Raw genomic sequence first — 12,108 nt, forward strand, 5'->3', positions numbered from 1 at the left:
AGACTGGGGGCATGGCGGTACACCTGACCCGGATCTACACCCGTACCGGTGACGACGGGACGACGGCGCTCGGTGACATGTCCCGGGTGGCGAAGACGGATCCGCGGCTGGCCGCCTACGCCGACGTCGACGAGGCGAACGCGGCGATAGGCGTGGCACTGGCCCTCGGCGGGCTGGCGGACGAGGTGCGCACCGTGCTCGGGCAGGTCCAGAACGACCTGTTCGACGTCGGCGCCGACCTGTGCACCCCGGTCGTGGCGGACCCGCCGTATCCGCCGCTGCGGATCACCGAGGGCTATGTCGACCGGCTGGAGGAGGCCTGCGACCGGTTCAACGCCGATCTGCCGAAGCTCGCCTCGTTCATCCTCCCCGGTGGGACGCCGGGTGCCGCTCTGCTGCACACCGCCCGCACGGTCGCCCGGCGGGCCGAGCGGTCGGTCTGGGCGCTGCTCGAGGCCGACCCGGAGCACACCGGTCCCCTGCCGGCCCGTTACCTCAACCGGCTCTCGGACCTTCTGTTCATCCTCGCCCGCATCGCGAACCCCGGCGGCGACATCCTCTGGCGACCCGCGGCCCACGCCTGATCCCCGGGTGGACGTGCGACGGGCGCGTCCCCGTCGTGCGAGGAACGCGCCCGTGAGATACCCGACCGGCTGACGTGAGCCAGCCGGTCGGAACCGCCGGCCGCCCAGCTGACCGGGAGAACCCGGGTGACCGGGACGGCCAGCCGATCCAGGCGGTGGTCAGCTGTTCGGTGTGGTGGTCAGCTGCTCAGAGTGGCGGTTTCGGCCAGGATGCTGACGCCGGAGTGGGTGACGGAGATGAAGCCACCGTCGACCGCCGCGGAGATCTCCTGACCGCCGGTCTTCACCCGGACGGTGCCACCGGGGGCCAGGACCCCCAGCAGCGGCACGTGGCCGGGCAGTACACCGAGGTCACCGTCGGTGGTGCGGGCGATCACCATGTCGGCGTCGCCGGACCACACCTCCTGCTCGGGCGAGACGATCGCGACCCGGATGGGCATCAGAGGTTCTCGGCGTTCTTCTCGGCTTCCTCGATACCACCGCACATGAAGAACGCCTGCTCGGGCAGGTGGTCGAAGTCGCCCTGGGTGAGCCGCTTGAACGAGTCGATCGTCTCGTCCAGCGGGACGAACTTGCCGGGGATGTTGGTGAACTGCTCCGCGACGAAGAACGGCTGCGACAGGAACCGCTGGATACGACGGGCCCGGTTGACGAGGATCTTGTCCTCTTCGGAGAGCTCGTCGATGCCGAGGATGGCGATGATGTCCTGGAGGTCCTTGTAACGCTGCAGGATGCGCTGGACCTCGCGGGCGGTGTCGTAGTGCTCCTGCCCGATGTAGCGCGGGTCGAGGATGCGGGAGTTGGAGTCCAGCGGGCTGACCGCGGGGTAGATACCGAGGTCGGAGATCGACCGGTCGAGCACCGTCTGGGCGTCGAGGTGGGTGAACGTCGTCGCCGGCGCCGGGTCGGTCAGGTCGTCCGCGGGGACGTAGATCGCCTGCAGCGAGGTGATCGAGTGACCGCGGGTGGAGGTGATCCGCTCCTGCAGGACGCCCATCTCGTCGGCCAGGGTGGGCTGGTAGCCCACGGCCGACGGCATCCGGCCGAGCAGGGTCGACACCTCGGAACCGGCCTGGGTGAACCGGAAGATGTTGTCGATGAACAGCAGCACGTCCTGCTTCTGGACATCGCGGAAGTACTCGGCCATGGTGAGGGCGCCCAGCGCCACCCGCAGCCGGGTGCCGGGCGGCTCGTCCATCTGGCCGAACACCAGGGCGGTGTCCTCGATGACGCCGGCCTCGGTCATCTCCAGGAACAGGTCGTTGCCCTCGCGGGTGCGCTCGCCGACGCCGGCGAACACCGACACGCCACCGAACTCCTTGGCGACCCGGCGGATCATCTCCTGGATGATGACGGTCTTGCCGACGCCCGCACCGCCGAACAGGCCGATCTTGCCACCGCGCACGTACGGGGCGAGCAGGTCGATGACCTTGATACCGGTGGTGAACATCTCGGTCTTCGACTCGAGCTGGTCGAACGCCGGGGCCGAGCGGTGGATCGGCCAGCGGGTCTCCGCGTCGACCTTGTCGACGTCGAGCGGGGTGCCGAGCACGTTGAACACGTGCCCCTTGGTGGCATCGCCGACCGGAACGGAGATCGGGGCTCCGGTGTCGCGCACGGGTGCTCCGCGCACGAGGCCGTCGGTCTGCTGCATCGAGATGGCCCGCACGGTGTTGTCACCGATGTGCTGGGCGACCTCGAGGGTCAGCGTCAGGGTCTGGCCGCCGATTGTGCGGTCGACCTCGAGTGCCTGATAGATCTCGGGGAGCTCGTCTGGTGCGAACTCCACGTCGACGACCGGTCCGATGACTCGGGCGACCCGGCCGACTCCCGGGGCCCGGCCCTCCGCCGCAGCCGGCGAGCTGGTGGTGACGGTCATGGCGTCCTCAGTTTCCCATCGTTGCCCGTCGCCGCAGCCTCGGGCTAGCCGTTCTCTGGCACCTGGGGCACTGCGCCGGCGCGGCGGGCTCGTCCCAGCCCGCTACACCGGCGCCGTACCGTCTTACAACGTTGCGATCGTTCCGTTAGTGCCGGTTGCCGGCCCGAGGGTGATCAGCCGGCCGAGGCAAGGGCGTTCGCCCCACCGACGATCTCGGAGATCTCCTGGGTGATGGCGTCCTGCCGGGCCCGGTTGGCCAGGCGGCTGTAGATCCGGGCGAGGTCCTCGGCGTTGTCCGTGGCCGACTTCATCGCCCGCTGCCGCGCGGCGGACTCCGACGCGGCCGATTCCAGCAGCGCCGCGTAGAGCCGGCTTTCGACATACCGGGGCAGCAGCGCGTCGAGCACCGCCTCGGCCGACGGCTCGAACTCGTACTGGGGCAGCGGCGTGCCGGAGGACGCGGCGGGGGCCGCCCCGTCCGACTCGCCGATCGCCTTCGGCAGCAGCCGGTTCGCGACGGCCGTCTGGGTCAGCGCCGAGACGTACTCGGTGTGCACCAGGTGGATCTCGTCGACCCCGCCGTCCTCGCCGCCGGCGACGAACGACGAGATCAGCGCGTCGGCGACCGACTTGGCGTCGGCGTAGGACGGCTGCTCGGAGAACCCGGTGTACTCGCCGTTGATCGTGCGGCCGCGGAAGCGGTAGTACCCGACTCCCTTACGGCCGACGACGTGCAGCTCGATGTCCTTGCCCTCGGCGCGCAGCGTCTCGGTGAGCTCACCCGCCCGCTTGAGCGCGTTCGAGCTGTACCCGCCGGCCAGACCACGGTCGCTGGTGATCACGACGACCGCGACCCGGGTGGGGTTCTCCCGGCCGGTGGTCAGCGGGTGGCTGGTCGTCGACTGCGACGCCACCGCCTCGATCACCCGGGTGATCTCCTCGGCGTACGGGCGGGCCGCCGCGACCCGGGCTCGCGCCTTGGCGATCCGGGAGGCGGCGATCAGCTCCATCGCCTTGGTGATCTTCTTCGTCGACTGCACCGAGCGGATGCGCCGCCGGTACTCACGAAGCTGCCCCGCCACGGATCAGCCCTCGTTCCGGGCCAGCGGCTGCCCGTCGGCCAGCGTGAACTGGTTCTTGAAGGTGGCGATGGCCGTCTCGAGCGAGGAGACCGTGTCGTCCCCGAGCTTGCCGGTGGCGATGATCGAGTCGAAGATCGTGCCGTGCGAGCGGCCGACGTAGTCGAGGAACTCCCGCTCGAACCGGCGGATCTCGCCCACCGGCACGTCGTCGAGCTTGCCGGTGGTGCCGGCCCAGAGTGACACGACCTGCCGCTCGCTGGAGTACGGCTGGTTCTGCGGCTGCTTGAGCAGCTCGACCAGCCGCGCGCCCCGGGCCAGCTGGTCGCGGGAGGCCTTGTCCAGGTCGGAACCGAAGGCGGAGAACGCCTCCAGCTCACGGTACTGGGCGAGGTCCAGGCGCAGCCGGCCGGCGACGGACTTCATCGCCTTGGTCTGCGCGGACCCGCCGACCCGCGACACCGAGGTGCCGACGTTGATGGCCGGACGGACACCCTGGTTGAACAGGTCCGACTCCAGGAAGACCTGGCCGTCGGTGATCGAGATGACGTTCGTCGGGATGTAGGCCGAGATGTCGCTGGCCTTCGTCTCGATGATCGGCAGCCCGGTCAGCGATCCGCCGCCCAGCTCGTCGGACAGCTTCGCGCAGCGCTCCAGCAGACGGGAGTGCAGGTAGAACACGTCGCCGGGGTAGGCCTCACGGCCCGGCGGGCGGCGCAGCAGCAGCGAGATCGCCCGGTACGCCTCGGCCTGCTTGGACAGGTCGTCGAACACGATCAGCGCGTGCTGGCCGTTGTACATCCAGTGCTGGGCGATCGCCGAACCCGAGTAGGGGGCGATGTACTTGAAGCCGGCCGGCTCGTCCGCGGGGGCGGCGACGATGGTGGTGTAGGCCAGCGCGCCGGCCTCCTCCAGGGTGTTCACCACCTCGCGGATGGTCGACTTCTTCTGGCCGATGGCCACGTAGACGCACTTGACCTGGCGCTTCGGGTCGCCGGATTCCCAGTTGTCACGCTGGTTGATGATCGCGTCGATGGCCACCGTGGTCTTGCCGGTCTGCCGGTCACCGATGATCAGCTGGCGCTGGCCGCGGCCGATGGCGGTCATGGCGTCGATCGCCTTGATGCCGGTCTGCAGCGGCTCCTTGACCGGCTGGCGCTGGACGACCGTCGGCGCCTGCAGCTCGAGGGCACGGGTGCCCTCGGTCTGGATCTCGCCGAGGCCGTCGATCGGCCGCCCGAGCGGGTCGACCACGCGGCCGAGGAAGCCGTCGCCGACCGGGACCGCGAGGATCTCGCCGGTGCGGCGGACCTCCTGGCCCTCCTGGATGTGCTCGGCGTCGCCGAGGATGACGCTACCGATCTCGCCGACCTCGAGGTTCAGCGCGAGACCGAGCACGCCGCCTTCGAACTCGAGCAGCTCGTTGGTCATCGTGTGCGGCAGACCCTCGACCCGGGCGATTCCGTCGCCGGTGACGACGACCCGGCCGACCTCCTCCCGACCGGCGGAGGTGGCCTGGAAGGAGTCGACGTACTCCCGTAGGGCGTCGCGGATCTCCTCCGGCCGGATGGAGAGCTCAGTCATCGCTTACGTCCTTCGTCGTGCATCGCTGGCGGGGTTCGTCGCTGGCAGGGTTCGTCGCAGGCAGGTTCATGATCGCCATGGCGACTACCGGAGCATCGCCCGGCGCGCGGCGACCAGACGGCGCAACACGCTGCCGTCGACCACCTCGTCACCGACCTGTACCACGACCCCGCCGAGCAGCGTGGGATCGAGGTCTACCTGGAGTTGGATCTGGCGACCGAAGTACCGGCTGACGGCGGCGCCCAGGCGGGTGACCACCTCGTCGGACAGCGGCACCGCCGAACGGACGACCGCGACGACCCGGTCCCGGCGGGCCGCGGCGATCCGGCTGAAGTCAGCCAGGCGCCGTTCGACATCGCCGTGCACCCGGTCGGCCGCGGCCTGCTCGGCGAGCTTGAGGGTCACCGGATGGGCCCGCCCGGACAGCAGGCGGGCCAGCAGCCCGTTCTTGAGCTCCGTGGGCGCGGCCGGGTCGGTGAGGGCGAGCGCGAGCTGCGAGTTCTGACCGAGAATCCGACCGAACCGGAACAGCTCGTCCTCGACCTCCTCCAACGCCCCGTCCCGCTCGGCCTCGACCAGCAGCGCCTCGACGCTCAGCTCGAGCAGCGCGAAGCGCAGATCGGTCTGCCGCGACCAGCGGGCGCTGACCGCGGCCTGCACGATGGTCAGGCTCGCGGGGGCGAGCTGACCAGCGAACAGCCGGGCGGCCAGGTCGGTGCGGGCAGCGACCGGCGCGCCGGGGTCGGTGAACGCCCGGCGCACGGTCGGTTCACGGCCAAGCAGCGCGGCGACGGAACGCAGGTCCGCGGCGACCCGCGCGGCATCGGCGGCGCTGGCCCCGGTGACGCCGACCGGAGTCGCCATCACCTGGTCGAGGGTGGCCCGGGCGGCGGCGAGGCCATGCCTACTGGCTCCCTCCACCGTCAGCCCCCCGGCCCGACCGGCGCGGCGGTGCTACCCGCGGCCGAGTTGTCCAGCGCGGCGATGAAGTCGTCGATCAGCCGGCTCTGGGTGGTCGTGCTCTCCACCTGGTAGCCCACGATCTTCGACGCCAGTTCGACGGCGAGGTCCCCGACTTCCCGACGAACCTGGGCGACGATCTGTGCCCGGTCGGCCGCGAGCTGGGCATCGGCTCGCGCCCGCAGTTCGATGATCTCCCGCTGGGCCTCGTCCCGGAGACCCGCGGTGATCTGCAGACCTTCGCTGCGCGCTTCGTCCCGGATGCGCGCTGCTTCGGCCCTGGCCTCGGCGAGCTGGGCGCGGTACTCCTCCAGCAGCGCCTGTGCCTCACGCTGTGCCGCCTCGGCGCGGGCCAGCCCACCCTCGATGCGGTCGGTGCGCTCCTGATAGACCTTCGAGACCTGCGGGCGGATCTTCCAGAAGAAGAAGGCCACCAGCAGCCCGAACGCCAGCGTGCCGATGATCAGTTCACTCAGCGGCGGGATCAGGACGTTCTCGTCATGGCCACCACTCTCGGTGGCGGCAGACACAAGGGCAACTGTCAAAGACATGATCGCTCCCCCGGTTTACGGGAAGACGAAGGGAACGACGAAGCCGATGAGCGCGAGGGCCTCGGCCAGCGCGAATCCGATCAGCATGTACCGGAAGGCCACCTGCTCCGCCTCGGGCTGGCGCGCGATCGCCTGGACGCCGAGACCGAAGATGAGGCCGATGCCGATACCCGGGCCGATGGCGGCCAGACCATAGGCGACTGCGCCGAGGCTGCCGGTGACGGCATCCTTCGAGGCCAGGACGTTGGTGACTTCGAGCACGGACACGGTGCTTTCCTATTCAGTCAGGCACCGGGCTCGCCGGTGCAGGTAGAGAGAGAGGAGGGAAATCAGGCGTGTGCCGCCGCGGGCACGCCCACCGGGGCGTGCTCGGCGAGATCCTCGGACGGAGCGACCTCGTGCTCTCCGTGCGCCATCGCGCCACCGATGTAGGCGGCGGTGAGGATGGTGATGATGTAGGCCTGGAGAGCGTCGATGACAAGCTCGAACGCCGTGAGGACAATCGCCACGAGCAGCGACGCGACACCGAAGACAAAGGGAGGCTTGGGCAGCAGGTAGTCCGCGCCCAGGGAGAAGACCAGCAGCAGGAGGTGCCCCGCGAACATGTTCGCGAACAACCGGATGGCCAGCGTGAACGGCCGCACGATCAGGGTCGACAGGACCTCGATCGGAGCCAGCAGTACCCGGATGAACAGTGGCGCCGTCGGCGCCGGGTCGACCATCTCCTTGAAGTACGCACCCGCACCGTTGGCCTTGATGCCGGCGTAGTTGAACATCACGTAGGTGATGACCGCCAGGACCATCGGCACCGCGACCCGTGACGTCGCCGGGAACTGGGCCCCCGGGATCACCGCGAGCGAGTTCGCGACCAGCACGAAGCTGAACAGGACCAGCAGGTAGGGCGTGTACCGCGCGCCCTTCTCGCCGATCACACCGCGGGCGATCTGGGTGTCGACGAAGTCGTAGGCGGACTCGCACAGGTTCTGCAGACCGCGGGGTATGATCCTAGCTTGACGGAAACCCAGCCAGAAGATCACACCGACGAACAGCGCGGCGAAGATCGTGAGACCGGTCGCCTTGTTGAGGTACAGATGTACGGAACCGACCTCGATGTCAAACCAGTGCGGGGTCTGAAAGACCTCCTTCGTGGGTCCTTCGAAGCCCTCATCAGCGAGGACCGGCACGACTGACACCTCCATGATCGATTAGGTAAGGCACCCACGGCTCAGCGAGCTTGCCGTGCCGGCGGCAGATTGCCCCCACCCTACCGGGTTCGCACGACACGCCCACACCGAAGAACGACTCGTAGTCAACCGGCGATAGCGCGTCGAAGGACGCCCCGGCGCACCCGAACCCTGATGGGTGTCGACCGCCCGACGTCCTGTTGACCGCGATACTATCCACACCCACGCGCCGCAGGCACGAACTCGCTTCGAGGTTCATCCTGACTCATGCGCGCGTTGTCCGTGAGTTTCGCTCCGTTGATGACGATTCCACATTGCGTGACCACCTTATGACGTCGTGTTCGGGCGACTGCCCGAACACAGGTCGCTGGTCGACCTGGTGGCGGGGCGGACGCACGGTGCTGCCGGCTCACCCTCATCCTCACCTTCACCCCTCCCACCTGGTTGTGCCGCTTTGACGGCCCTGGCGGCACGTGCTGGCTGCCCCCACTCTCTCCGATCTCGACCCCGCCGTCGATGACCAGGGAGGTCATGACGAAGCGGGCGTACCGGTTCGCGCTGGTCGTTCGCCACGGAATTTCTCGTGACCGGCCGGACCGCGACAAATCGGACCGGCAGCACCCATCGAACAGCCGACAATGCCCAGCAACCAGGTCCCTCGGGCAGGAACGGCCGGGTCCATTCGGAACACCGCGGTCGGGACCATCGCAACGTTACGACAGGCCACGCGGCCGGCTGGCACCTCATTAGCGAACAAAAGGTGCATTGCACCCTTGACGTTCCGAGTTCCGCAGCCTCATGGTTCCGCAGCGTCAGGAATCCACCTGGTCACGGTCCCACAGCCCGATCACGATCCCACACCGCCCGCGCCGGGCAGCGCCTGGCCGTCGCTGTGTCAGCGCCTGGTCAGGCGGTAGATCACGAGGTACATGGCCGCACCGATGCCGATCGCGAGGCCGATCGGCAGAAACAGACCGTCGAATCCGAGCAGGCGATCAGCGCCGAAGCCGACCGCACCCCAGAAGCCCAGGCCCGCGGCCAACGTCCCGAAGATGTTCCAGGCCTCGCCCGGATGCCGCGTGCTCCCCCGCGGCGCCGCCGGCCCCGGTGGTCGCCGTGGCCCTCGAAGCGACCCACCCCGGCCCGCGGCCCCACCAGCATCACCTGAGGTGACACCGGATCGCGGTCGCGGTGGACTGGCACCTTCGGGCCGTCCGGGACCGTCGCCAGGGTTCTCGCCAACACCGGATCCGCCGGGCCGGGCGGCATCAGCACCGTTTCCGGTCCTGGCGTTCGGATCGAGGTCGGGATCGGGCTCGGGCGTCATCAGGTGGGTGGGCGACGGCTGGTATCCCAGGCACCCGGCCGCTGGGGATCGTAGAACGGCACCCGGGTGTGGGTGGCGACCCAGAGCTCCGCACCCATCCAGACGAACACGCCGACGAAGATCGACCAGGCGAACGCCAGCAGATCAAGCGTGTCGGTGTCCTGAATCGCGAGCAGCAGCCCCCCGAGCAGGCCGATTTTCAGCGCGTAGGTGCCAAGCGCCGCCGGCAGCAGATGGTGCGGGGCGCGGCGGGCGACCGCACCGACGGCAAGTTTCGAGATGCTGAAGAACGCCACCACGATGGCCAGACCCACCACGACGCTTACCACCCCGGTGCCCCCCCGCAGCGCCGCGGCGAGGACGATCGCGGGCACCGCGAGGGCGACGGTGAGCACAAGCCCCAGCCGGATCACCCGGGCGGCCGGCACGATCATGCCTTCGCCGATCTCTGCGTGCTGACCAGCAGGGCGAGCAGCGCCGCGAGCCCCACCCCGACCGTGGCCACGAGGATCGGCAGCGGCGAGGCGGAGAACGACGCCGCGACACCGCCGAATCCCACGAGAGCCGCCCAGAAATACATGAACAGAACCGCCCTCACGTGCGAGTTGCCGATTTCGAGCATCCGGTGATGAAGGTGCATCTTGTCGGCCGCGAACGGCGACCGCCCCGCCCGGGTCCGCCGGATCACCGCAAGCCCCAGGTCCAGGAACGGAACCGCGAGGACGGCCAGCGGGATCGCGAGCGGTATCAGGGACGGATACGACCGGGAGGGCCCAGCGTATCCCCCGTAGGCCACCTGGCCGGTCACGGAGATCATCGAGGCGGCCGAGAGCAGACCGATCAGCATCGAGCCCGAGTCGCCCATGAACAGCCGGGCGGGATTGAAGTTGTGTGGCAGGAAACCGACGCACACCCCCGCGGTGACGGCCGCCAGCAGCGCCGCCGGGGACGCCCGGTAAAATCCGTCGATCACCGCGATCTCGTAGGCGAAATAGAACGTCGCCAGCGACGCGATCGCCGCCACGCCGGCGGCCAGTCCGTCCAGACCGTCGATGAAGTTCATCGCGTTGATGAGCACCACCGTGGCCAGAATCGACAGTGGGACCGCCGTTTCCGGGCCAAGACTCAGCGTGATCTCACTGTCCCGGTTGATCGCGAACGACCACTGGACGCCGAGCAGCACCATGATGCCCGCCACGGTGAACTGGCCGGCGAGTTTGGTCAGCGAATCAAGGTCCCACCGGTCGTCGGCGACCCCGAGCAGGCAGATCAGCGTCCCGGCGACCAGCACGGCCCGGGTCTCGGACCAGTCCTGCGAGACGACGGACAGAAACGGCAGCCGGTCCGCCACCTCCAGGCCCGCGTACAGACCCGCGAGCATCGCGAGGCCACCGAGCCGGGGCGTCGGGGTGGAGTGCACGTCCCGGGCGCGCACCCCGGCGACGGCGCCGATCCGCAGGGCGAACGCCCGAGCCAGCGGCGTGGCCAGGAAGGTCACCGCCGCCGAGACCACGAAGACCAGGAGGTACTCGCGCACCGTTCGAAATCTCCTACTGTTCGTGGATCTACCAGGATCTCACCTGGATCTGACGGACCTTGTGTGCAGGGACGTGGCGTCGGTGGACCCGGGGTGGTCGCTGGACCTGGGGTAGGCGGGATGCTGGGTGACCAGCGCGGACACCGCTGCCCGTATCTCGCCTGCGGCGTCCGGCTCGCGCAGCGCCCGGCCGATCAGCGCGGCGATCTCCTTCATCTCACCGGAGCCCATACCCTGGGTCGTCACCGCTGGCGTGCCGACGCGGATCCCCGAGGAGATCGCGGGTGGCTGCGGGTCGAACGGGATCGCGTTCTTGTTCAACGTGATGCCCGCGGCGTCGCACCGGGTCTCCGCATCCCGCCCGCTGACATCGAGTTCGCGCAGGTCAAGCAGGGCAAGATGGGTGTCGGTGCCGCCGCCGACCGGACGGATGCCCTCCGCCCGCAACGCCTCGGTCAACGTCTGGGCGTTCGCGACGACCTGACGAGCGTACCGCCCGTAGTCCGGTGTCGCGGCCTCACGCAGTGCCACGGCCTTCGCCGCGACGGCGTGCATCAGCGGCCCGCCCTGGCTGAACGGGAACACCGCCTTGTCGATCCGGCCGGCGAGCTCCTCGCGGGCCAGGATCATGCCGCCCCGCGGGCCGCGCAGCACCTTGTGCGTGGTGAAACTGACGACGTCCGCGTAGGGCACCGGGCTCGGGATCGCCCCGCCGGCCACCAGGCCGATGAAGTGGGCCGCGTCGACCATCAGCCAGGCACCGACCTCGTCGGCGATCGACCGGAACGCGGCGAAGTCGATCAGGCGCGGGTACGCCGTCGCCCCACAAATGATCATCTTGGGACGGTGCCGCCGGGCCAGGTCGCGAACCTGGTCGTAGTCGATGAGCTCGGTGTCCTCCCGCACGCCGTAGGCCACGACATCGAACCACTTCCCCGAGAAACTGACCTTGCTGCCGTGGGTGAGGTGCCCGCCATGCGGCAGCGACATCGCCAGCACGGTGTCACCGGGGGTCAGTAGCGCCGCGTACACCGCGAAGTTCGCCGACGCGCCGGAATGCGGCTGCAGGTTCGCGTGCTCCGCGCCGAACAGCTCCTTCGCGCGCGCGATCCCGATCTCCTCGGCCCGGTCCACCACCTGACATCCGCCGTAGTACCGCCGGCCGGGGTAGCCCTCGGCGTACTTGTTCGACAGGGTCGATCCCAGCGCGGCGAGCACCGCCGGTGAGGTGAAGTTCTCGCTCGCGATCAGCTGTAGCCCACCTCGCAGGCGGGCCAGCTCGTCCAGCACCACCCCGGCGATCTCCGGATCGGTGCCGGCCAGCTCATCGAAGTCGGGCCCCCAGAACAACGCGCTCATGACGTGGCTACCTCCCGTATGACCGGCCTGTGCTCCCATGTCCTGCCTGTGCCCTGACGTCCGC

The 12,108-nt window shown here is 69.2% G+C and carries 12 protein-coding genes and 1 pseudogene; 1 reads left to right on the forward strand and 12 read right to left on the reverse strand.

Annotation, left to right across the window (positions count from 1 at the left end; all coding sequences use genetic code 11):
- Positions 1-11: 11 nt before the first annotated feature.
- Positions 12-584: a cob(I)yrinic acid a,c-diamide adenosyltransferase gene (locus tag MXD61_RS20120; protein ID WP_163547704.1), complete on the forward strand. Its 573-nt coding sequence runs from the start codon at positions 12-14 to the stop codon at positions 582-584.
- Positions 585-763: 179 nt separating this feature from the next.
- Here the strand turns inward: MXD61_RS20120 and MXD61_RS20125 are convergent, their stop codons facing one another.
- The 12 genes and pseudogenes from MXD61_RS20125 to glyA all read right to left on the reverse strand — a co-directional run bounded on the left by MXD61_RS20125 (position 764) and on the right by glyA (position 12,044).
- Positions 764-1,024, reverse strand: coding sequence for a F0F1 ATP synthase subunit epsilon (locus tag MXD61_RS20125; RefSeq protein WP_163547705.1), 261 nt, complete (start codon positions 1,022-1,024; stop codon positions 764-766).
- On the reverse strand, positions 1,024-2,463 hold the full coding sequence (gene atpD, locus MXD61_RS20130) for a F0F1 ATP synthase subunit beta (RefSeq protein WP_163547706.1): 1,440 nt from the start codon (positions 2,461-2,463) through the stop codon (positions 1,024-1,026). Before atpD ends, MXD61_RS20125 begins: the two co-directional genes overlap by 1 nt.
- Positions 2,464-2,636: 173 nt before the next feature.
- On the reverse strand, positions 2,637-3,545 hold the full coding sequence (locus tag MXD61_RS20135; protein WP_248815016.1) for a F0F1 ATP synthase subunit gamma: 909 nt from the start codon (positions 3,543-3,545) through the stop codon (positions 2,637-2,639).
- A gap of 21 nt (positions 3,546-3,566) precedes the next feature.
- Positions 3,567-5,126, reverse strand: a pseudogene (atpA, locus tag MXD61_RS20140) (F0F1 ATP synthase subunit alpha); the annotation flags it as partial.
- An 84-nt stretch (positions 5,127-5,210) separates the two neighbouring features.
- Positions 5,211-6,047, reverse strand: coding sequence for a F0F1 ATP synthase subunit delta (locus MXD61_RS20145; protein ID WP_248815017.1), 837 nt, complete (start codon positions 6,045-6,047; stop codon positions 5,211-5,213).
- Positions 6,048-6,049: 2 nt separating this feature from the next.
- A complete protein-coding gene (locus MXD61_RS20150) occupies positions 6,050-6,637 on the reverse strand; it encodes a F0F1 ATP synthase subunit B (protein ID WP_163547709.1) in 588 nt (195 codons plus the stop codon).
- A gap of 15 nt (positions 6,638-6,652) precedes the next feature.
- Complete coding sequence (locus tag MXD61_RS20155) at positions 6,653-6,898, reverse strand: F0F1 ATP synthase subunit C (RefSeq protein ID WP_163547724.1); 246 nt, start codon at positions 6,896-6,898, stop codon at positions 6,653-6,655.
- Between the two features lie 68 nt (positions 6,899-6,966).
- Entirely contained in the window at positions 6,967-7,836 is an 870-nt protein-coding gene (gene atpB, locus MXD61_RS20160; RefSeq protein WP_163547710.1) for a F0F1 ATP synthase subunit A, read from the reverse strand.
- Between the two features lie 880 nt (positions 7,837-8,716).
- Positions 8,717-8,863 carry a F0F1-ATPase subunit family protein gene (locus MXD61_RS20165; RefSeq protein ID WP_248815018.1) on the reverse strand — a complete coding sequence of 49 codons (147 nt, stop codon included), beginning with the start codon at positions 8,861-8,863 and terminating at the stop codon, positions 8,717-8,719.
- A gap of 284 nt (positions 8,864-9,147) precedes the next feature.
- Positions 9,148-9,582: a hypothetical protein gene (locus MXD61_RS20170; protein ID WP_248815019.1), complete on the reverse strand. Its 435-nt coding sequence runs from the start codon at positions 9,580-9,582 to the stop codon at positions 9,148-9,150.
- On the reverse strand, positions 9,579-10,685 hold the full coding sequence (locus MXD61_RS20175; RefSeq protein WP_248815020.1) for an MraY family glycosyltransferase: 1,107 nt from the start codon (positions 10,683-10,685) through the stop codon (positions 9,579-9,581). The genes MXD61_RS20170 and MXD61_RS20175 overlap by 4 nt, the downstream gene beginning before the upstream one ends.
- 39 nt (positions 10,686-10,724) lie before the next feature.
- Positions 10,725-12,044, reverse strand: a complete 1,320-nt coding sequence (gene glyA, locus MXD61_RS20180; RefSeq protein ID WP_248815021.1) for a serine hydroxymethyltransferase — start codon at positions 12,042-12,044, stop codon at positions 10,725-10,727.
- Positions 12,045-12,108 lie beyond the last annotated feature (64 nt).

Origin of the sequence: Frankia sp. AgPm24 (assembly GCF_023243055.1) — a bacterium.
In the GTDB taxonomy this organism is placed as follows: domain Bacteria; phylum Actinomycetota; class Actinomycetes; order Frankiales; family Frankiaceae; genus Frankia; species Frankia umida.

Coding starts and splice junctions, on each gene's coding strand:
- MXD61_RS20120 (WP_163547704.1), top strand. CDS start 12: ATGGCGGTACACCTGACCCGGATCTACACCCGTACCGGTGACGACGGG.
- MXD61_RS20125 (WP_163547705.1), bottom strand. CDS start 1,024: ATGCCCATCCGGGTCGCGATCGTCTCGCCCGAGCAGGAGGTGTGGTCC.
- atpD (WP_163547706.1), bottom strand. CDS start 2,463: ATGACCGTCACCACCAGCTCGCCGGCTGCGGCGGAGGGCCGGGCCCCG.
- MXD61_RS20150 (WP_163547709.1), bottom strand. CDS start 6,637: ATGTCTTTGACAGTTGCCCTTGTGTCTGCCGCCACCGAGAGTGGTGGC.
- atpB (WP_163547710.1), bottom strand. CDS start 7,836: ATGGAGGTGTCAGTCGTGCCGGTCCTCGCTGATGAGGGCTTCGAAGGA.
- MXD61_RS20170 (WP_248815019.1), bottom strand. CDS start 9,582: ATGATCGTGCCGGCCGCCCGGGTGATCCGGCTGGGGCTTGTGCTCACC.
- glyA (WP_248815021.1), bottom strand. CDS start 12,044: ATGAGCGCGTTGTTCTGGGGGCCCGACTTCGATGAGCTGGCCGGCACC.